Annotated in this window: 23 protein-coding genes; 19 read left to right on the top strand and 4 right to left on the bottom strand. The window is 40.0% G+C overall.

What is annotated here, in order from left to right; translation table 11 throughout:
* Positions 1-91: 91 nt before the first annotated feature.
* The 6 genes from AC1PJ9_RS06775 (at position 92) to rdgB (ending at position 6144) form a co-directional block, all read left to right on the top strand.
* On the top strand, positions 92-775 hold the full coding sequence (locus tag AC1PJ9_RS06775; protein ID WP_263612884.1) for a Fe2+-dependent dioxygenase: 684 nt from the start codon (positions 92-94) through the stop codon (positions 773-775).
* A gap of 459 nt (positions 776-1234) precedes the next feature.
* The gene (leuA, locus tag AC1PJ9_RS06780; RefSeq protein WP_311069548.1) at positions 1235-2932 is read left to right on the top strand and encodes a 2-isopropylmalate synthase; all 1698 of its coding nucleotides are present in this window, start codon (positions 1235-1237) and stop codon (positions 2930-2932) included.
* Between the two features lie 83 nt (positions 2933-3015).
* Complete coding sequence (gene metX, locus AC1PJ9_RS06785) at positions 3016-4176, top strand: homoserine O-succinyltransferase MetX (RefSeq protein WP_311087139.1); 1161 nt, start codon at positions 3016-3018, stop codon at positions 4174-4176.
* A complete protein-coding gene (metW, locus tag AC1PJ9_RS06790; protein WP_001217230.1) occupies positions 4176-4769 on the top strand; it encodes a methionine biosynthesis protein MetW in 594 nt (197 codons plus the stop codon). The genes metX and metW overlap by 1 nt, the downstream gene beginning before the upstream one ends.
* The gene (locus AC1PJ9_RS06795) at positions 4766-5353 is read left to right on the top strand and encodes a tetratricopeptide repeat protein (protein ID WP_000751694.1); all 588 of its coding nucleotides are present in this window, start codon (positions 4766-4768) and stop codon (positions 5351-5353) included. The genes metW and AC1PJ9_RS06795 overlap by 4 nt, the downstream gene beginning before the upstream one ends.
* Before the next feature lie 167 nt (positions 5354-5520).
* On the top strand, positions 5521-6144 hold the full coding sequence (rdgB, locus tag AC1PJ9_RS06800) for an RdgB/HAM1 family non-canonical purine NTP pyrophosphatase (protein ID WP_174743414.1): 624 nt from the start codon (positions 5521-5523) through the stop codon (positions 6142-6144).
* Between the two features lie 219 nt (positions 6145-6363).
* Here rdgB and AC1PJ9_RS06805 read toward each other — a convergent pair whose 3' ends face one another.
* Complete coding sequence (locus tag AC1PJ9_RS06805) at positions 6364-7239, bottom strand: AEC family transporter (RefSeq protein ID WP_311087140.1); 876 nt, start codon at positions 7237-7239, stop codon at positions 6364-6366.
* 251 nt (positions 7240-7490) lie between these two features.
* On the opposite strand from AC1PJ9_RS06805, the gene AC1PJ9_RS06810 reads away from it, so the two are divergent.
* The 5 genes from AC1PJ9_RS06810 (at position 7491) to AC1PJ9_RS06830 (ending at position 13480) form a co-directional block, all read left to right on the top strand.
* Positions 7491-7709, top strand: a complete 219-nt coding sequence (locus AC1PJ9_RS06810; RefSeq protein WP_311087141.1) for a Sec-independent protein translocase subunit TatA — start codon at positions 7491-7493, stop codon at positions 7707-7709.
* Between the two features lie 11 nt (positions 7710-7720).
* The gene (tatB, locus tag AC1PJ9_RS06815) at positions 7721-8158 is read left to right on the top strand and encodes a Sec-independent protein translocase protein TatB (RefSeq protein ID WP_263612879.1); all 438 of its coding nucleotides are present in this window, start codon (positions 7721-7723) and stop codon (positions 8156-8158) included.
* Positions 8155-8925: a twin-arginine translocase subunit TatC gene (gene tatC / locus AC1PJ9_RS06820; protein WP_002053474.1), complete on the top strand. Its 771-nt coding sequence runs from the start codon at positions 8155-8157 to the stop codon at positions 8923-8925. The genes tatB and tatC overlap by 4 nt, the downstream gene beginning before the upstream one ends.
* Before the next feature lie 175 nt (positions 8926-9100).
* A complete protein-coding gene (locus AC1PJ9_RS06825; protein ID WP_311087142.1) occupies positions 9101-11086 on the top strand; it encodes a PhoX family protein in 1986 nt (661 codons plus the stop codon).
* Between the two features lie 201 nt (positions 11087-11287).
* Positions 11288-13480, top strand: coding sequence for a PhoX family protein (locus AC1PJ9_RS06830; protein ID WP_311087144.1), 2193 nt, complete (start codon positions 11288-11290; stop codon positions 13478-13480).
* A 45-nt stretch (positions 13481-13525) separates the two neighbouring features.
* Here AC1PJ9_RS06830 and AC1PJ9_RS06835 read toward each other — a convergent pair whose 3' ends face one another.
* Entirely contained in the window at positions 13526-14305 is a 780-nt protein-coding gene (locus tag AC1PJ9_RS06835; RefSeq protein WP_311069614.1) for an NRDE family protein, read from the bottom strand.
* A gap of 93 nt (positions 14306-14398) precedes the next feature.
* Between AC1PJ9_RS06835 and lgt the strand changes: the two genes are divergently transcribed.
* From lgt to msrA, 8 genes are all read left to right on the top strand, one after another.
* Positions 14399-15217 carry a prolipoprotein diacylglyceryl transferase gene (gene lgt / locus AC1PJ9_RS06840; protein ID WP_200000190.1) on the top strand — a complete coding sequence of 273 codons (819 nt, stop codon included), beginning with the start codon at positions 14399-14401 and terminating at the stop codon, positions 15215-15217.
* Positions 15218-15290: 73 nt separating this feature from the next.
* Positions 15291-15650: a hypothetical protein gene (locus AC1PJ9_RS06845; RefSeq protein ID WP_209048604.1), complete on the top strand. Its 360-nt coding sequence runs from the start codon at positions 15291-15293 to the stop codon at positions 15648-15650.
* An 11-nt stretch (positions 15651-15661) separates the two neighbouring features.
* Positions 15662-16027 carry a hypothetical protein gene (locus tag AC1PJ9_RS06850; protein WP_311087145.1) on the top strand — a complete coding sequence of 122 codons (366 nt, stop codon included), beginning with the start codon at positions 15662-15664 and terminating at the stop codon, positions 16025-16027.
* A gap of 165 nt (positions 16028-16192) precedes the next feature.
* Positions 16193-17035 carry a thymidylate synthase gene (thyA, locus tag AC1PJ9_RS06855; protein WP_002115009.1) on the top strand — a complete coding sequence of 281 codons (843 nt, stop codon included), beginning with the start codon at positions 16193-16195 and terminating at the stop codon, positions 17033-17035.
* A 44-nt stretch (positions 17036-17079) separates the two neighbouring features.
* A complete protein-coding gene (locus tag AC1PJ9_RS06860; protein WP_032048141.1) occupies positions 17080-17589 on the top strand; it encodes a dihydrofolate reductase in 510 nt (169 codons plus the stop codon).
* 14 nt (positions 17590-17603) lie between these two features.
* Positions 17604-18659 carry a DUF4105 domain-containing protein gene (locus AC1PJ9_RS06865; protein ID WP_311069539.1) on the top strand — a complete coding sequence of 352 codons (1056 nt, stop codon included), beginning with the start codon at positions 17604-17606 and terminating at the stop codon, positions 18657-18659.
* A gap of 138 nt (positions 18660-18797) precedes the next feature.
* The gene (locus tag AC1PJ9_RS06870; RefSeq protein ID WP_032048139.1) at positions 18798-19295 is read left to right on the top strand and encodes an SRPBCC family protein; all 498 of its coding nucleotides are present in this window, start codon (positions 18798-18800) and stop codon (positions 19293-19295) included.
* A gap of 135 nt (positions 19296-19430) precedes the next feature.
* Positions 19431-19955 carry a peptide-methionine (S)-S-oxide reductase MsrA gene (gene msrA / locus AC1PJ9_RS06875; protein ID WP_032048138.1) on the top strand — a complete coding sequence of 175 codons (525 nt, stop codon included), beginning with the start codon at positions 19431-19433 and terminating at the stop codon, positions 19953-19955.
* Positions 19956-20012: 57 nt separating this feature from the next.
* On the opposite strand, the gene AC1PJ9_RS06880 is transcribed toward msrA, so the two are convergent.
* Both AC1PJ9_RS06880 and AC1PJ9_RS06885 read right to left on the bottom strand, forming a co-directional pair.
* A complete protein-coding gene (locus tag AC1PJ9_RS06880; RefSeq protein WP_002053449.1) occupies positions 20013-20417 on the bottom strand; it encodes an ExbD/TolR family protein in 405 nt (134 codons plus the stop codon).
* Positions 20417-21037 carry a MotA/TolQ/ExbB proton channel family protein gene (locus AC1PJ9_RS06885; protein ID WP_002053291.1) on the bottom strand — a complete coding sequence of 207 codons (621 nt, stop codon included), beginning with the start codon at positions 21035-21037 and terminating at the stop codon, positions 20417-20419. Before AC1PJ9_RS06885 ends, AC1PJ9_RS06880 begins: the two co-directional genes overlap by 1 nt.
* Between the last annotated feature and the right edge of the window lie 44 nt (positions 21038-21081).

A 21081-nucleotide genomic window follows, 5' to 3' on the forward strand; every position in this document is an offset into this window, starting at 1 on the left:
TTATTTATGGAATTAATTAAAACACATATAAGATAGCCTCACTCTGAGGCTATCTTTATAAATGAAGTATCTGTTTAAAAAGGTGTTTGCTGTGATTCATCATATCCCGAATGTATTAAGCAAAGAGCAAGTTGCCGAGTTTCGTAAACTCATGAAAGAGGCAAATTGGGTAGGTGGTAAAGTGACTGCTGGCACCTTATCTGCTTCTGTTAAAAGAAATCAGCAACTCTCGGAGCAAGACCCACTTACTCATCATTTAAGTGATATTGTCATCAAAGCAATTTGGCAAAATCCAGTGTTTCAGGCCGCGGCCCTACCCCACAAAATTATTCCACCGCTTTTTAATCGTTATGATGAACATGAAAGCTTTGGTTTCCATGTAGATAACTCAATTCGTCTTATCCGTGGTACAGCGGAACAAATTCGTACCGATTTATCTTGTACCTTATTTTTAAGCGAACCAGATGAATATGAGGGTGGTGACCTAGTGATTGAAGATACTTATGGTTATCACGAAGTTAAATTACCTGCTGGTGACGTAGTTCTCTACCCTTCTACTAGCTTGCATGAAGTCAGTAGTATTACATCAGGTACTCGATTTGCTTCTTTTTTCTGGGTACAAAGCTTAGTACGCGACGATAGTAAACGACATCTTCTCTTTAATTTAGATGAAAGCATACGTGAACTACGGAAATCACATGGTGATAGTTATACTGAAGTCATGAAACTCACCAACATCTATCACAACCTTATCCGTATGTGGTCAGAACTGTAACTCTATTTATTTTTGCCTTATTTAGTCTAATTAATTATTTTTATCTCAATAAGGCAAAATAATGAAAATTATTTTCGATAAAATATAGAACAATGCAAAATTAGAAAATTATTTTCTGAACACTGAAATTAAAATGAGTATAAGACTTTTGCACAACGTGTAATCATTGTTTAGATGTGGTATATCTAAACAATAAGCATATTAGCAAACCACCAAACTTACTATTACATGGTCTATAGATGAAAACGAATCACTTGTTTGCCCAGCCTACTCAAGCAAGACATCATCTTGAACTCCTGATGCTGCGCCTCGCGCGCGTATAAATTTTTGTCTGCATTTTAGAGCAGACCTTTTCAAATTCCCTTTAATTTTTCTGTATTAGATACCATATATAACTGTAGAACGTTGCCTTTCACACGATACCTAGAGCAACCGTGCTACGAGATAAGGAGTTTTCTCATGATGTTGGCTGACCCTAGCAAAAAATACCGCCGTATGTACCAGCGAGTCGATTTACCAGATCGCCAATGGCCAAATAACGAAATTACAAAAGCGCCAATCTGGATGAGCACGGATTTACGTGATGGTAACCAAGCAATTTTTGAACCGATGAACATGGAACAAAAATTCAAAATGTTCAAAATGCTTGTAAAAATCGGTTTTAAACATATTGAAATCGGTTTCCCGTCTGCATCTCAAATTGACTTCGATTTTACCCGCATGTTAATCGAAGAAAATCATATTCCTGATGATGTCTACATTGAAGTTTTGGTTCAGGCACGTGACCATTTAATTGAGCGTACTTTCGAGGCTTTAGCAGGTGCTAAGCGCGCAATTGTGCATATTTATAACTCTAACTCTCCAACCTTCCGCCAAAAGGTATTGAATGTAGATGTAAATGGCGCAAAACAGTTGGCGGTGAATGCAGCTCAGAAAGTGAAAGAATATGCTGCACAGTATCCTGAAACTGACTGGATTTTCCAGTACAGCCCAGAATGTTTCTCTGCAACCGAATTAGAAGTCGCAAAAGATGTCTGTGATGCCGTCACAGAAATTTGGGATGCACGTCCAGATCATAAAGTGATTTTAAACTTACCTGCTACTGTCGAAGTTTCTACGCCAAATGTTTATGCAGACCAAATTGAATGGATGCATCGTAACTTGGCACGTCGTGATGGCGTGATTATTTCTGTTCACTGCCACAATGACCGCGGCTGTGGTATTGCTGCATCAGAACTTGCCATTATGGCCGGTGCTGACCGTGTCGAAGGCTGTGTGTTTGGTAATGGTGAACGTACAGGTAACGTTGACGTTGCTGCGATTGCATTGAACATGTACACCCAAGGTGTAGCACCAGAGTTAGATTTCTCTAACATTAATGAAGTGATTGCAACAGTTGAAGAATGTACTGGTTTACCTGTACACCCTCGTCATCCATATGCAGGTGACTTGGTATTTACTGCATTCTCTGGTTCACATCAGGATGCAATCAAAAAAGGCTTTGAATACCAGAAAAACGAAGAAATCTGGGATATGCCTTACTTGCCCATCGACCCGAAAGACTTGGGCCGTGACTACGATGCTGTAATTCGTGTAAATAGCCAGTCTGGTAAAGGTGGTATCGCTTACTTATTGGAATCAAACTACAACGTTGTATTGCCGCGCCGTTTGCAAATCGAATTCAGTCAGGTTGTTCAACAATATGCTGATGAGAATGGTACAGAAATTAATGCCAAAGAAATCTGGACCTTGTTTAAAGACGCATATGTCGATGTGAAGAACCACCATTACACAGTCAAAAACTATAAGTTATCTGACATAAATGGTACTCAAATCATTGAACTTGAGATCGACGTTGAAGGTGAGACTCAGCAATTACGTGGCGAAGGTAATGGTCCTATCTCTGCATTCTTAAATGCACTTCAATTACCAATTGACGTATTGAACTATGAAGAACGTAGTATTAGTTCAGGTGCAAATGCTAAAGCATTAACCTTAATTGAACTTCAAGTGAAAGGTACTGGTAGAGGCTCGTTTGGTGCGGGTGTTCACGACAACACAGTCACCTCATCAATTGAAGCAATTATTGCATGTACCAACCGTTTGATTGATCAAGGTGTTTTAAGTACAGATCAGGTTGTTGCCGCCGCTGTTTAATTAAAAAAAAGACTTTGGAAAGGATACCTAGCTTGGTATCCTTTCTTTTTATTCCTGAAAGATTTAAAAGGCGAAATGTTCCCGTGTCTTTTCCAGCTGACTCAGTGGGGTTAGTCACTCCGCAAAAGTTCCAATTTGAAGAACCCTTACATCTTGAATGTGGCCGTGTTTTACCACGCTTTGAGTTAATGGTTGAAACTTACGGCACTTTAAATGCAGATAAATCGAATGCGATTTTGATCTGTCATGCCCTTTCCGGACATCATCATGCAGCGGGCTATCACCATGAAGATGATAAAAAAGCTGGATGGTGGGATAGCTGTATTGGCCCGGGTAAGGCAATCGACACAAATAATTTTTTTGTAGTTGCACTCAACAATATTGGTGGATGTAGTGGATCGACTGGTCCAACTTCACCAAACCCTGAAAATGATAATCGCCCTTATGGACCAGATTTTCCACTAGTAACGGTACGCGACTGGGTTAAAACTCAAGCCATGCTTTCTGACCGTTTAGGAGTAAGTGTTTGGTATGCAGTAGTTGGCGGATCATTAGGGGGCATGCAAGCACTACAATGGTCAGTAGACTACCCTGACCGTTTACAAAAATGTGTCGTTATTGCTAGCGCGCCAAAGCTTTCAGCACAGAATATTGCATTTAACGAGGTGGCACGTCAGTCCATCTTGTCTGACCCAGACTTCCATCATGGTCGTTATTTAGAAAATGACAGCTATCCAAAACGAGGCCTAATTTTGGCTCGTATGGTAGGCCATATTACCTATCTTTCTGAAGAAGCGATGAAGCAGAAATTTGGTCGTGATTTAAAATCTGGCAAGTTTATGTACGGTTTTGATGTCGAGTTTCAGGTCGAAAGCTACCTGCGTTATCAAGGTGAACAGTTTAGCCGTAACTTTGATGCCAATACTTATCTGATTATGACCAAAGCTTTGGATTATTTTGATCCATCACGTGAGTACGGTCATTCACTCACAGATGCGATGAGTAAAACCAAATGCCAGTTCTTAATTGTTTCGTTCACAACTGACTGGCGTTTTGCACCAAGCCGTTCACAAGAAATTGTAGATGCGCTCATTACCAACCATAAGCCGGTAAGTTACCTCGATATTGATGCTGAACAAGGTCATGACTCGTTTTTATTCCCGATTCCACTGTATGTCAAAACACTGCGCGCTTTCTTAGGCGGTGAAGAACATTTAAAATCGACATCACTGGAGGCAAGCTAATGCGTATTGATCAACAACTGGCAGAAAAGTGGATTAAACCCGGCTCTAGCGTACTCGATTTAGGGTGTGGTGACGGTGAATTACTCGCTCATATGAGCCAAAAGCATCAAATTCGTGCTTATGGTTTAGAAATTGATCAAGAAAAGATTGCAATTGCCGTCAGTCGCGGGTTAAATATTATTCAACAAGATTTGAATCTCGGTTTGAGCCGTTTTGCCGACCAGTCTTTTGACTATGTGGTCATGGCACAAGCTTTGCAAGCCGTAGATGCACCCGATGTTTTATTAAGAGACATGGTGCGTGTGGGAAAACAGGCCATTATTACTTTTCCAAACTTTGCACACTGGAAGACTCGCTCTTTTCTAGCATTAAAAGGGATGATGCCTGTATCGGATGCTCTACCATATATGTGGTATAACACCCCCAACATTCATTTATGTACGTTTAAAGATTTCGAAGCACTGTGTGCGGAAAATCAAATACAAATTATTAATCGACTCGCCGTCAATGGAAACCAGCAGGGAAGCCTGTTAAGCAAACATGTTCCGAATTTGTTTGGTGAAGTCGCTATTTATCGAGTGAGTGCACTATGAAAAAGACATTATTTAGCACACTAATTGCAGGACTGCTAAGTATGCAGGCTCATGCAGATTATATCGCCCAGCCACAATCGGTTGCTAGCCAGGCTGCGCGCTTCTCCACAATGGGGATTCATGACCTTCAAAAAGCAGCTCAAGCTGGCCAAGCTGGCGCACAATTTTATCTTGGAACACGTTACCAATACGGTAAAGATGTAGCAAAAGACGATAAACAAGCATTTACTTGGTTTAAAGCTGCTGCTGACCAAGGTTTATCACCAGCACAGTTAAATGTAGGCCGTATGTACGCCGACGGCATTGGTGTTAAGAAAGATGAGTCTATGGCTCGTAAGTATTTCGAAAAAGCTGCAAGCAATGGTGATAACCGCGCAAGCTATAACCTCGCGATGATGGAAGAGCAAAAGAAAAACTACGTAGGTGCTTATCAGTGGTATGAGCTTTCAACTCGTGATGGCATGCTCGACAATAAAGTGATTAGCTTATCTGAAGGTAAAAAGACAGCTCTTGCCGCAAACTTAACTCAAGAGCAAATTCGTATGGCACGCGACCGTGCGGATAAATGGATTCAAGCTCAATAATAATCCAGCTCAAACTTACTCGACTAAAACCACCTTATAGCATCTATAAGGTGGTTTTAGTTTTTAAGCTTCTAATTTTATATTCTATTTGTTTTACTCTATATCCCCTTCCAAAAAACACGTAACATAACTGGCGTTCAATATTGGTTATAAAGTTTGGTTATCTTATGTCTACCCCACATTGGTTTGATCAGGGCTCTTTAGTCCTTGCAAGTAATAACAAAGGTAAAGTCGCAGAGTTTGAAAAACTTTTTGAACAGCTTAAGTTACCTGTAGAAATTATTCCTCAAGGTCGCCTTAATATTCCCGACGCCATTGAAGACGGCTTAAGCTTTATTGAAAATGCCATTATTAAAGCACGTCATGCCTCTAAAATTTCAGGGAAACCTGCTATGGCTGATGACTCAGGCATTTGTGTTCCGGTTTTAGGTGGTGCACCTGGTATTTATTCAGCACGCTATGCTGGAGAACATGGTGACGATGCAGCGAATAATGCCAAGTTATTAAATGATCTTTTGCCATTTCGTAAAAATGGAGAAGTGATTGAAGGCATGTTCGTATGTGTGCTTGCTTTAGTGACTCATGCAGAAGATCCATTGCCACAAATTTTCCAAGGCATCTGGCACGGCGAAATTTTAGAAGCTGCACGTGGTGAAAATGGTTTTGGCTATGACCCACTGTTCTGGTTACCAGAGCTTCAAGTTTCTAGCGCTGAGTTGTCTAAAGAAGATAAGAATAAGATTAGTCATCGTGGCCAAGCGATGCAGTTATTCAGAGAAAGTTTAGTATAATTTTTTCCATATAGCCTTTGAATACCACGTTAGAAAGTATTCGGCTTTGTATAGGCAATACTTTACTTTTGGCAAAAGTAACAAAACCATTTATGTCACTGACGGTACATCCTGAGCGATTTCCAAAGCACTGCTTTGGAAATCAGCGCAAGGCAGTGACATGGCGGCATCCATGCCGCCTTCGCACAAGCTAATGTGGGGAAGAAAATTTAAAATTAATTATAATGCTACATGCAAAAACACTGCATAAATCGCAATACATATACAACTCACAATCGTTCCTGAAGCGATATAAGCCGCAGATCTACCCGTCCCCTGATAATGTGTTTCTAACGCCACAATATTGGCTGCTGGTGGCAAACAGAACATTAAAAACATCACCCCTATTTGCTGGTTTATATTTGGAATCGGTAAAAACCTATAAGTTAGACCACATAGAACAAAGCCACACGCGACTTTAAAGGCTTGAGCTTTTGTACTGTAAATTAAGTCTTTTGCATAAACTCTGGTACGGCGTAGCCACATGCCCAGTACACACATACCTGCAAAAGTCATTGCAAATTTAGCAACTTCATAGACCCAATGTATGGCTGGATGTTCAATATGTTGAGCACCTAAGAGCCTGAGCACCACAGCGCAGAATATCGATATACAAGGTGGGGAAGTTAAAACCTTTTTTAATATATTGAGCTTACTTTGCGGTGCAGTAGTGACTGCCGTAACAGCCCAAGCATTGCCAAAAATTGACATCCCAATATATAAAGCCACAATCGGAGCAGTCGCTTCGGGACCAAATAGAGCCATGGCAAAAGGAAAACCAAGCCATCCCATATTGGTATAGCTTACACAAAGGGCCAGTAAGCGGTCTTTAAATAAAGCCAAATAGGCAAAGAAAATAATAAATGCCGACCCAAAACTAAAGAGCATTAAGCTCAAACTTCCAGATTGATAAAAGACCATGTTGTAAATGATCACAATCGGAATCAGGAGTCGTGCAAGCCAAGCTGAAAGAATAGGTTTTATGGTTTCTGCGATGGAGGTCTGAGCAAGTAAAAGTCCGGTGATAAATGCCAATACAGGCAGTAGTAATGCCACGCTCTCTCCTCTTGCTCATTAAAAACAGCTTGTTATGCTACACCTTTTGATTTTGAAATGTATGATCTATTTCACGTAAATTGGTCTAAAATCTAAGTTAAATAAAATTTAAAATTACTCAGATAAATATCTTTAAAAATCTAACCGTAACTGACGACTTATAAATACTGTCTTAAAAATGAAATATAAGTGTCACATTCCTGTCATGGCAACCTGTTGATATAAAGCGAACTAAAAAGAGGTATAAAATCATGGCTGGTTTATCTATTTGGCATGTCGTTATTTTCGCAATTGTGGTTATTTTATTGTTCGGTACATCTAAATTAAAAAATATCGGTAAAGATGTGGGCGGTGCAGTAAGAGACTTTAAAAAATCAGTTCGTGAAGAAGACGAAGCTGCATCTTTAAATAATCCTCGTACGATTGACGCACAAGTTAAAACATCTGAAAGCACATCAGTGAAAAGCTAAAGGTTTGTCCCATGCTTGATGTAGGAATGACAGAGCTACTCTGTTTTGCAATTATTGCAATTTTAGTTTTAGGTCCAGATAAGCTTCCCGAAGCTGCACGCTTTGCAGGCCGCTGGTATGTTCGACTAAAACGCTATATTACCAATCTGCAAAACGAGATTGATCAGGAGCTGCGTCTTTCTGAGTTCCGCAAAGAAATGCAAGAGGAACTTAACCGCATCGAAGCATTGGAACGAAAAGTACAACAGCAGCTTGAAGAAATACAAAAACAGCAGATTTCAGAACATTTAGAAGTTACTGAAACGCCTAAAACAACACAAAAGCCTATTCGGAAATGTATTCCTATATCAGACCATTACAAAGTGCCGTATGTTGCCAAACGTACGTCTTTAGTTCCTCAAACTGATATTTCAGAAACATCTCCTGTTGAATTGAAGATTGCCGTATGAACCAACTGCCTTCAACCACTGTAAATAGTCAAGAAAACCTAGACCAAATGCCAATCATGAATCATTTGGTGGTTTTAAGACGCCATTTATTCAGGATTGTAGGGGTAACATTATTCTTATTCTTTTGTTTACTACCCTTTCGAAATAATACTTACCAATTATTATCTGAGCCTTTAAGGTTACAACTCCCTGCATCATCTTCAATGATTGCAACGGATGTAACAGCAACCTTTATGGCGCCATTTAAACTTAATTTATTTGTCGCACTTATGCTTGCAATGCCATTTATTCTTTATGAAATATGGTCTTTTGTTCGCCCAGCACTTTATCAAAAAGAACGCCATTTAGCGCTACCGTTACTGATCGGTAGTATTGTTCTATTTTATGCAGGTGTCGCTTTTGCTTATTACATTACCCTGCCGGCAATATTACATTTCTTTATTAGCGTTTCACCTGAAACAGTAGCGCCAATGACCGACATTAATAGTTATTTAAGTTTCTGTTTAAAACTATTTTTAGTGTTTGGTGTCACTTTTGAAATTCCTATCGCGACCTTATTACTTATTTTAATTGGCGTAGTAAATACTCAAAGCCTTGCTGAAAAAAGACGTTTTATTATTGTGGGATGTTTTTTTGTTGCTATGTTTATTACCCCGCCAGATGCGATTTCAATGGTGATGCTAGCGATTCCAATGTGGTTGCTTTTTGAAATAGGTCTACTGTTCGGTAAGATTCTTGAGAAGAGAAAAAGCCAGACAGCTGAATAATTTAAAATGTTTCTTTAAAAGCCCAAACATTAAGATTTGGGCTTTTACTTTTAAATCACCTTAATTAATCAAATTATAAACTGTCTTCAAAGTGACTTAAAAATGTAAGAAAAGTGTCATTTCCAATCCATAGAATCGACTCAACAAATATACACACAAAAGTTACGGATTTATTATGACAACTGCTTCTAACCACCCAACACGTCGCGATATTTTAAAATGGTTTACGGGGATCCCTTTTCTTCCATTAGGTGCGATGGCTACGGCAGCAACGTTAGCAGGCTGTAATGACAGCAATAATGATTCAGATGTTGTTACTCCACCACCAACAGTAAACTTTAAAAATGCAACGTTTACCTCAATGGCTGCACCATCTTTAGCCAACCCAGCAGCGATGGCAACCACAACTGTTGGATCAAGCCTTTCAATTAGCTGGGAAGATGGCTCAAAAACTGACTACACATTAGCGTACAAGCCATTCTTTACCACAGGTGATCTGGTTGCAGACGGTAAAGGTGGAAAAATTCTAGCGGGTGGTTATGTTGATATTAATAATCAGCCGATTATTGATAAGTCAAAACCAGGTCAAGAACGTCAATTCTTCTCTGACTGTCCAGATGGAAGCTCTTTAATTAGCTTTAAACAAGCAACAGGTCGTGACTTTACCGATGCAGACAAACAAACTTTAGGTGTTACAGGTAATCCTGTATTTCACGTCGTTCAGTTTGAATATACGACTCGTGACCAAAGCTTAGCGTCTATGTATGGCTTACTGCCATCTCCAATTGCGATTTTAACTTTAGACCAAGACCCTAAAACTGGTCATTTAACACTGGTTAAATACCACAATGTCGATACGTCTAAAGTAAACGGTTTATGGATTACTTGTGGTGCAAGCTTATCTCCATGGGGAACTCACCTTTCTAGTGAAGAATACGAACCAGACGCAAACAACGTTGCTGGAAGCTACTTACCAGTATTTAGCAAAAACTTATTTGGTGACAGTACCAAAGGTAACCCATACCACTACGGTCATTTACCAGAAGTTACTGTAAATACGGATGGTACAGGTTCAATTAAAAAACATTACTGTTTAGGTCGTATCTCGCACGAACTTATTCAAGTTATGCCAGATAACCGCACTGCATTGATGGGTGATGATGCAACGAATGGCGGTTTATTCATGTTTGTTGCCGATAAAGAAAAAGACTTATCTGCAGGTACGCTCTATGTTGCTAAATGGAAGCAAACTTCAGGCGTAGGCGCTGGTGCAGGTGATATTTCTTGGATTAACCTTGGTCATGCAACAAGTGCAGAAGTAAAAAGCTGGGCAGATCAATACAAGATTTCAGACTTGATGGATGTAAAAACTACAGATCCTCAAGATGCAAGCTATACCAAAATCCGTTATAGCGGCAAAAATAACTGGGTCAAACTTGTACCGGGTAAAGAGCGTGAAGCAGCTTTCTTAGAAACGCATCGTTATGCAGCTTTAGTGGGTGCAAGTATGGGCTTTACCAAAATGGAAGGCACAACTGTCAATATTAAAGACAAAATCGCATACTCTGCGATGTCTTATGTACAGTCTTCTATGATTGATAAAACCACTGATATTCAAGTGCAAGGTCCAAAAGCTGGTGCAGTTTATGCGCACACTTTAAAAGGCAGCCAAGTCGACAACAAAGGTCAGCTCATTAACAGTGAATGGGTATCGACTCATATGGAACCGCCAGCCGCTTTAGTTGGTGAAGACCTCACAACTGCTGATGCTTTGGGTAACCTTGCAAATGCAGATAAAATTGCAAATCCAGATAACATTAAGTTCTCTGAAAACTTACGTACGCTCTTCATTGGTGAAGACAGTGGTATGCACGTAAATAACTTCTTATGGGCATATAATGTAGACACCAAACAATTAAGCCGTATCTTATCAACACCTGCTGGTGCTGAATCGACAGGTTTACATGCTGTAGATGCGGTGAATGGCTGGACTTACATCATGAGTAACTTCCAGCATCCGGGTGACTGGGAATCTCCATTACACGATAAAGTAAAAGCGACTCTTGATCCTCTTGTTCGTGCAAACTACAAAGATCGTTTTGCAGCGGCAGTTGGTTATATTACGGCTGACCCTCTAGCACCATCTGTTGTGAAGAAATAATTCTTACCACAACTCAAAAGAAGCCTGCTTTATGCAGGTTTCTTTTATTTACCCCCCATAAAAATAAAAAGTACTTTTCTTTTTGACTAAACGATCAAATTTTTCATTAAGTTATCATTAAAACGTCAAGACCTCGTCATATTCAAAACTTAAGCTAATCAAGACATTTAGAAAAAACTTATTTTGAATTAGGAATTTAATATGAACGATTTAACCCCATATCATGAAGATCAGGAACTAGACAACAACACTTCAGACAATATTCACTTTCGTGATGTTTTAGACCAATACGTAAGTCGTCGTAGCCTCATTACTAAAGCAGCAAGCGGCGCTGTGGCATTAACTTTAGCCTCTACTTTAACGGGCTGTAATGATAATAACGATGACTCTGGTTCTAACAATGGTGGAACTGCTCCAGTCGATCCGAATAAAAAGCCAGAAAAACTTACCTTTACGCCAGTTGCTAAAAATTTAAATGATATTGTAACCGTACCAGAAGGTTATGAGGCAAATGTGATTTACGCTTTAGGTGACTCTATTAATCCTTCTTTTGGTGATTGGGATGATAACAATATTCCATCTGGTCCAAGCTTCCAGTTTCGCTCTGGCGACTGCCACGATGGTATGCACTATTTTGGTTTAAACACATCAACAAACCGTTTTGATGAAACTGTTTCAGCACAAGGTTTATTGGTGATGAACCACGAATACATCAACCAAACCTTCTTGCACCCTAAAGGTCCAACCAAAGTTGATGGACGCCGTCCTGAAGATGAAGTCATTCGCGAAACCAATGCTCATGGCGTTTCTGTAGTTCATATTAAAAAAGACCCTGCTACACAAAAAGTAGAAGTTGTAAAAAACTCTATTTTTAATAGACGTATTACAGGATCTACAGTCATGGACTTTGCGGGTGCAGCAGCAGGGTCTAACTTACTTTCAACGCGCTTTTCACCTGCTGGCCGTCAGACTCGTGGTACACACAATAACTGTGGTAATGGCTATACACCTTGGGGAACATACTTAACCACAGAAGAAAACTTTATCGGTTATTTTGCCCGTAGCACAACTGATGACACTCTACGTGCTCCAGAAGAAATTATTGCCCTTAAACGCTATGGTCTTAAGGCAGGGTCGAGTTCTCGTTACGGCTGGGAAACCGCAATTGGTCAAGTAGAGGCACAAGACCTATATGACCGCTGGAATGCCGATGTAAAAGCAGCTCAAGCAACCCAAGATTACCGCAATGGTCCAAACACATTTGGCTGGATGGTCGAAATTGATCCATTTGATAACCGTCAAAATCCGGTTAAACGTACCTCATTAGGCCGTTTTGCCCATGAAGACAGTGCATGTCGTGCCGTAGCAGGTCAACCAATCTCATTTTATATGGGTGACGACTCTCGTGGCGAATATATCTATAAGTTTGTTTCAACCACAGTGTGGGACACAAAAGATATAAACGGCGGCTATGCAGCTGGTGACAAATACATGAACTCAGGTAAGTTGTATGTTGCCAAGTTTAATAACGATGGTTCAGGTCAATGGATTGAACTTGCCTACGGTAAAAATGGTTTAAATGAAAGTAACACTACCTATCCATTTAAATCTCAGGCAGACGTAGTCACCTTTGCGCGTTTAGCAGCAGATTCAGTCGGTGCAACAAAAATGGACCGCCCAGAATGGGCAACCGTCAACCCGATTAATGGCGAAATTTATGTCACACTCACCAACAACTCAAACCGTGGTAAAGATTACCCTACAGATGCAGCCAACCCTCGTAACTATACGGACCTATATGCAGGCACAAAAGAACAAAAAGGAAATGTGAACGGCCATATCATTCGTTTTAGAGAAGCCGATGACAAAACAACTGCTGAAACCTTCAAGTGGGACATTTACTTATTTGGTGCAGAAGCTTCGATGGCTTCAAACATCAACTTGTCAGGTTTAACAGACAATAATGACTTTTCATCTCCAGATGGTATGTGGTTTGACCCACGTGGTGTTCTCTGGATTGAAACAGATGACGGTGCTTATACAGATGTCACCAACTGTATGATGCTTGCTGCTCTACCGGGTCAAATTGGTGATGGCGGTGCGGCAACTACATCAAATGGTCAGCAAACCATAACAGGCGCTAAAGTTACAGACGCAACATTACGCCGTTTCTTAGTCGGACCAAAGCAATGTGAAATTACTGGTATTGCCATGACACCGGACTATAAGGCAATTTTCATTAATGTTCAGCACCCTGGTGAAGACTCTCCAAGTTACGCAAAACCAGAAAGTAACTGGCCTGCCACACAAAAAGACCCAAGCAACAAAACTGCGCGCCCACGTTCGGCAACTGTAGTTATTACCCGTAAAGATGGCGGCGTTATTGCTGGTTAATTTATTTCTCCCTAGAAAAATGCCGATCATTTGATCGGCATTTTGTTAACGATTTAGAGGTATCTGCTGCTGTACAATTTGGCCGCTATGTTCACCTTGCTGGGTCTTTTCCAACCATATCCATTCATTATTGGTCATTCTTAAAAAATTCGAACAACGTGTTCCATATACTGGGCTTTGAATAAAAGTCGATGATAATAATTCTTCCATTTCTGGTTGAATGCCCGTATTTGGCAACAATGCTGTGGTGACCTTACGCTCATCTTCTAAAATATCCCACGCTGCATGTTGCAAGCTTAACTCTTCTGTTTTGTGCTGATGCATAGGCAAGAACTCTTGCGTAAAACGGGTTCTTAAATGTCTGGTTTTCTCCCAGTGATCGGACATTAAACCATTCGAAACTACATACACGCCATTGGCTAATACTTGAGGAGCCTCACCACGGTTACTCATATAGACTGCCTGATCAACATTTCCCATAAACAGGTTAAAACCAGCAAAGTTCTGTTGCTGTTGTTCCAATTGTTGAGCAAAACGAATCGGCAACAAATCAGACTCTAAAAAAGCCTGAACTAAATGACCACGAGAAGTCTCGTATTGCTGTTTATCACGTCCATCACGGAAATTGGTTAACACAGCCCATCGGCCCTGTGGCGTAACGCCCATCCAAGTGCCACCGGACTGTAAGTCTTGCCCAGCAATGATTGGTGTATGTTCCCATTGATGCAACAATGCGGTTGGTCGGTGATAAAACTCATCACGGTTTGAAATAAGACACAAGGGCATATCATCCAGAACATGCCATGCTAAAGCCACAATACACATTGATTCTTGTTCCCTATGTTTACACATTGAATGTACAACATTTTTCACATCATTCCGCTACAATCTGTCAAAACGTAAGATCAAGGAGCAGCAATGCTGACCTATCCTAATATCGATCCGGTCGCAATACATCTAGGACCTCTTCAAGTCCATTGGTATGGACTCATGTATTTATTGGCATTTTTATGTGCTTGGGGACTCGCTTCCTACCGTGCCAAACAGCGTGATGGCTGGACATCGGACATGGTTTCCGATCTGGTGTTTTACGGCGCTTTAGGTGTTGTACTCGGCGGACGTATCGGCTATGTGCTTTTCTATGAATTTGATAAATTCCTTGAGAACCCAATCTGGTTATTCCAAGTCTGGACTGGCGGTATGAGCTTCCACGGCGGCTTCTTAGGCGTCATGATTGCAATGCTATTCTGGTGTAAAAAATATCAAAAAACATGGTTCCAAACACTCGACTTTATTGCCCCTTGTGTACCAACAGGCTTAATGTTCGGACGCTTCGGTAACTTTATTGGTGGAGAGTTATATGGTCGTGCGGTTACAGATCCGAATTATCCATTTGGAATGATTTTCCCAACCGATCCATTACATTTGGTTCGCCACCCTTCTCAAATTTATCAAGCACTTTGTGAAGGTTTAATTCTATTCATTATCTTGTGGTGGTTTAGTTCAAAACCTCGCCCACGTATGGCCGTTTCAGCACTATTTTTAATGGGTTACGGCGTTGCACGTTTTGTAATGGAATTCTTCCGTCAACCCGATGCCGACCAAGGTTTCATTTTATTTGGCTGGATGACTAAAGGTCAGATTCTTACAGTTCCAATGTTGCTAATTGGCCTTTGGATGATGTGGTATGCCTATCAAAAGAAAATTTATGACTGGGGCCCACAAAAGAACAGTTAACATCTAAATCAGAGGAGTTTCGGCTCCTCTTTTTTATGCTACAGTTTTTATCTCCCAAGAAAGAAGATACACCATGCTGGAATTCTGGTTTAACAAGCAAGTCCCGACTTTTAAAAAATTAATCATTTTAATTATTACCCTCCTAATCTGTATTGGGTTATATCAATATCAACCATTGCCATTAGATACCATTTTAATGTTTACGGGAACTGGGGTTATTTTTTTAATCTGCCGTTACTTTAAATTGCATTTTGCTCAAAGCAACCCAACCGGTTTACTTTACCGTCTATTTACATGGGTCCCTATTGCCCTCTTGTTTGCACTTATTTTTGTGAAAGCCATGCCTAACTTACTTATTTGGGGCGTTCAAGGCATTGCATTTATGGCGCTTGCTGCTTTTATTTTTTCACCACAATCGTTATTTAACAAATAGGCTCCCGTTTTATGTTGGCTTATTGGTACAACGCACCGCGTCACATTAAACTCATCTTCATTATTGTCGTTTGTGCTGCAATTTATGCAGCCAATCAAGTTCAGTCTTTATCATCGACTTACACTGTTCTTAGCCTCGTGTTAGGGTTCGGGCTTCATTTCGGGCAATATTTACAAACAAAAATTCTAGAGCACAGCTCATATAAATCTAAATTCCAGTTTCTGCTTAGAATTTACCCTCTCCTTATTGTTGTTATTGTGATGTGGTTATTGCCCCCTCAACACAATTGGATCGCAACGATACAAGCTTTAGGCTTTGTACTGGTTGGATTTTTTCTTGTTTCAATTTATCAAAATCGTGCCAAGCGTTTTGAATAATTACGCCTCTTGAAATGCCATAGAACTATTTTTAGATTTTCATCTTGAGCTACAACAGGTATCATCTTCAATGGTTCATGATGAAGCAGCTCTATTGCGTAATTATTTATCGTTGAGCTATCTCCCCCCTTTATTTTATGGAATTAATCCGAACTCGAGAGTGTTATGCGTGCATATTTAGACCTACTACAACATATCCTTGATAATGGCGGTGACAAAGGCGACCGTACAGGCACAGGAACCCGTTCTGTATTTGGTCATCAAATGCGTTTTGATCTCTCTAAAGGTTTTCCTTTACTCACCACAAAAAAAGTTCACTTCCGTTCTATTGTGATTGAGTTACTTTGGTTTTTAAAAGGCGACACCAACGTCCAATATTTAAAAGACAATAAAGTTTCAATTTGGGACGAATGGGCTACAGCAGAACAAACAGCTCGTTTTGGCCGCCCAGAACATGAACTAGGCCCAGTTTATGGCCACCAATGGCGTAATTTCGGCGCAACTAAAAATGCTGACGGTACTTATAATCAAGATGGCTTTGACCAAATTAAATGGTTAATTAACGAAATCAAAACTAACCCAAATTCGCGCCGTTTAATCGTTTCTGGCTGGAACCCGAATGAAGCAGGACAAGTTGCATTGCCACCTTGCCACACACTCTTCCAATTTTTCGTACAAGACAACAAATTGTCATGCCAGCTTTATCAACGTAGTGCTGACGTGTTCTTGGGCGTGCCATTTAATATTGCTAGCTATGCCTTACTCACCCATATGATTGCTCAAGTGTGCGGTTTAGGCGTAGGTGATTTTGTTTGGACAGGTGGCGATACGCATCTTTATGCCAACCATTTCGAGCAGGCACGACTACAATTAACGCGTGAACCATTACCACTTTGCCAATTAAAACTTAATCCGGAAGTTAAAGACCTTTTCGATTTCAAATTTGAAGATATCGAGATTGTAGGTTACGAGTCACATCCAGCAATTAAAGCTCCGGTTGCAGTATAACGACGGCTTAAATTTCATTAGATTACGGTTTAGAGAATAAGATTATGGCATGGCAAAATGTAGAAGTTGTCCACGTTGTCGCAATGGACAAAAATCACTGTATTGGTAAAGGCAATGCGTTGCCATGGCATATCTCTGCCGACTTAAAACATTTTAAAGAAATCACCCAAGGTGGTGTGGTCATCATGGGCCGTAAGACTCTTGAGTCTATGGGCCGTGCTCTACCGAACCGTGTGAACTGGGTGATTACCCGTGACATTAACTGGCACTTTGACGGCGTAAAAATTGCGTATTCAATTGAAGATGCTTTAAACGCAGCTTTAGAAGACGCCAAAAACACTGAAAAGCAGGCGCTTTTCATCATTGGTGGTGGTGAAATATTTAAGCAAACCTTGTCAATTGCAGACCGTCTCGAGCTCACTCATGTTGACTTAGATGTCCAAGGTGATGCACATTATCCAACTATACCGAGTGAATTTCATAAAACTGCGAGCGAGCAGCAAGTAGATGAAAAAACAGGAACTTCATTCGAATTTGCAACTTATAAAAAATAATTTTATGGCCGCCTATGCACAATATCGGAACACGTGAATTTATTATCGCCCTCCTCTTCGGCGCTTTACATGGTTTATTCACGTTGTTTATTGTGCTTTCCAGTATTTGGGTATGTTTAGCGCTTTGGGTGCAACAACCTTTTGGCTGGTTAGGTAGCCGTATTATTATCGGCATATGGATTGCCTTTGCATTAAGTATGGCTGGCTTATATTTCAATGGTCATATTATTAGCCGTCGTACAGATATCTTAATTTATCTTTTAGCTTTTGCCTGTTCTCTGGTTTGGTATTTCTCAATTACTGCACGTCAAGACCGTGACTGGAACCCTGAAGTTGCCAATATGCTAAGTTACGAAAAACACGGCGATGTTATTACTTTGCATAATGTCCGTAACTTCAACTGGCATCCCGATGGTACTTATGACGTTCGCTGGGAAACCCGTACTTTTGACCTGAACCAGTTAAATGGCATAAATATTATTACCTCTTACTGGATGGGGCCACAAATTGCCCATACACTCGTCAGTTTCGAATTTAAGAATCAACAGCCTTTAGTTTTTTCAATCGAGATTCGCAAAGAAAAAACTGAAGAGTTTTCGGCAGTGGGTGGCTTTTTTAGAAAATATGAACTGAGCTTAATTGCATCTGATGAAAAGGATATTGTCTACACGCGTAGCAACATCCGTAAAGAGCAAGTTTATAATTTCCCAGTCAATATGCCACGTTCAGAACAAAAAGCGTTATTTTTAGAATATCTTAAAAAGTCAGATGAGCTACGTGCACAGCCAAAATGGTATAACACTCTCACAAGTAATTGTACAACCTTGATTTTTGATATGGTTCAAGCCATTAACCCATATCAGCTTCCTAAAGATTATCGTTTAATAGCCTCTGGTTATCTACCTAATTATTTATATGATCTTAAAGCGCTTAATCAAAATATTAGTTTAAAGCAGTGGTATCAAATCGCGCATATCAATCCACGTACTGAGCATTTTGAACAACTTTCAGATCAGAGTAGTGAACACTTCTCTCAAATTGTGCGACAAGGTTTACCCAAAGCTGACTAGAGTCTGCTTAATATTTTATAAGCTCATTTTCGCCAAATATCAGAAAAACACTTTGTTAACTTTGAAAATAATTTGCAAGAATCACAAAGTAACTCCATAACTTAAATTAACCAGTTTTCTAATTAAAGGAAAATAATCATGACAGAAAAAATTACGCCATTTAGTATTTCTAAAGTATTCAATGCACCTCGTGATCTTGTATTCAAGGTTCATACTGATATGAATCACTTACAAAATTGGATGAGTCCAAAAAATTTCAAAATCATTCATACCTCAATGGATTTTGGAGTTGGTGGAACTTATCACTATGGGTTAGAAGGACCCGATGGAACACAAATGTGGGGTAAGCAAGTGTTTCGTGAGATTGTACCCAATGAGCGATTAACGTTTATTCAATCTTTTTCAGACAAAGACGGTAACAACACACGACACCCTATGTCACCGACATGGCCATTAGAAATGTTAGCAACCACAACTTTTGAAGATATTGATAATAAAACAAAAGTCACAATTACTTGGCAACCGTGGAACTCTGACGATATTGGTAACTCAACTTTTGATTCTGCACGCGATGGAATGACGCAAGGATTTAATGGAACATTCTCCAATTTAGAAGCTTATTTAAAAACCCTTTAAATATAGAGGATCTGTTGGTGGCTATCGAAAACTAAATAAGTTATTCTCTTTTTCTTTACTTTTTTATACACGCTTTACTTTGTAATCTAGATAGATAGACCCTATTGTAATAGGCAGGAAATAGAGGGAAAAACAATGCAACAGGCATTATTTGGCGGCGGCTGTTTTTGGTGCGTCGAAGCCGTATTTTTACAAATACGTGGTGTAGAAAAAGTAACAAGTGGTTATGCTGGTGGGCATACAACTCAGCCAACTTATGAGCAAGTATGTCAAGGTGACACTCAGCATGCTGAAGTGGTCCTTATTGACTTTGATGAACAACAAGTTACATATTCTCAGTTACTTGATGTCTTCTTTGCAACGCATGATCCAACGACTTTAAACCGCCAAGGTAATGATATTGGTACTCAGTACCGCTCTGTTATTTATTATTATAATGAAGAGCAAAAACAGGCAGCAGAACACACGATTCAAACATTAAAAGATGATGATCTTGATATTGTGACTGAGCTGTCTCCTGTCCCGACATTCTATCCAGCCGAAGAATATCATCAGAATTACTATGCAAAGAACCCTTCACAAGGTTATTGCAACTTTGCGATTCCACCTAAGCTACTTAAGCTATATAGTAAATTCCAGCATCTGATGAAAGATCAATAAATCAGAGCAATAAAAAAGCAACCAAATTGGTTGCTTTTTTATTGAGTAAACTAAATTTTAGTTTTCACTGACAAAGGCAATATCGCTCAGTCCGGCTTCACTGGCGCGAGACATTACCTGAGCCACAGTATCGTACTTCGACTCTTTATCAGCACGAAGTTGAACGGTTGGTTTAACCGCACCTTGACCTGCTTCTTGGAAACGTTTTTGAAGCTCATCAAGACTAATTACTTGAGTATCCCAAGCCACTTCACCATTTGCATTGATACTAATCGTAATTGCTTTTGGTGGTGGATCAATAATTTCAGCAGTTGTTTTAGGCAGTGTTAATGGAATCGATGGGTTGGCAACTGTTGCTGTGACCAAAAAGATGATCATTAACACCAACATAATGTCGATTAGCGGAATGAGGTTCATCTCATTTATGCCACTATCGTGGTCTTCACCCAATTGAAAAGCCATTAAGCTTGACCTCCAACATAACTTTGCTCTGCAGTTTTAACATCAGACTTTACAGTTGAGTCTTGCTGCAACATCGTATCAATTAACAAACTGTGTGCTTGATCTTGTAAATCATGAGCAAGACCACGGTTAGCACGTACACAAATGTTATAAGCCAATACCGCAGGAATCGCAACTGCAAGACCAAGACCAGTCATAATAAGTGCTTCACCTACTGGTGTAGCCACTTGAGCCAATCCTGCTTGTCCGCTCTTACCTACAGCAACCAACGCGTGGAAAATACCCCATACCGTACCAAACAAACCAACAAATGGTGCAATTGAAGCAATTGTTCCTAAAACAGAAATACCTTTCTCAGCATTGACTTTTTCAGCAGAAATTTGGCGCAATAATGCTTGCTCTGCAACTGCTTTACGCTGTTCAAAACTCAAAGGCTGTAACTTCGCTTTTAGCGAACTAATAGCTTTAGAGAGTTGAGCATAAGCTTGTTGTTTTAGTTGGCGAGTCCCCATCAAACGTAAGATGAAAACTGTCCAGGTAGCAATCGACATTGCCAATAAGATGAAATACAGGGTTTTACTCACTGCATCTGCATGTTGCCAATAGATTGAAAAGTTCATATTCGAACTCCTGATTAAGGTTAGCCGTTGGGACTCAAATTCGT

This window comes from Acinetobacter sp. 70_2, from assembly GCF_056736115.1.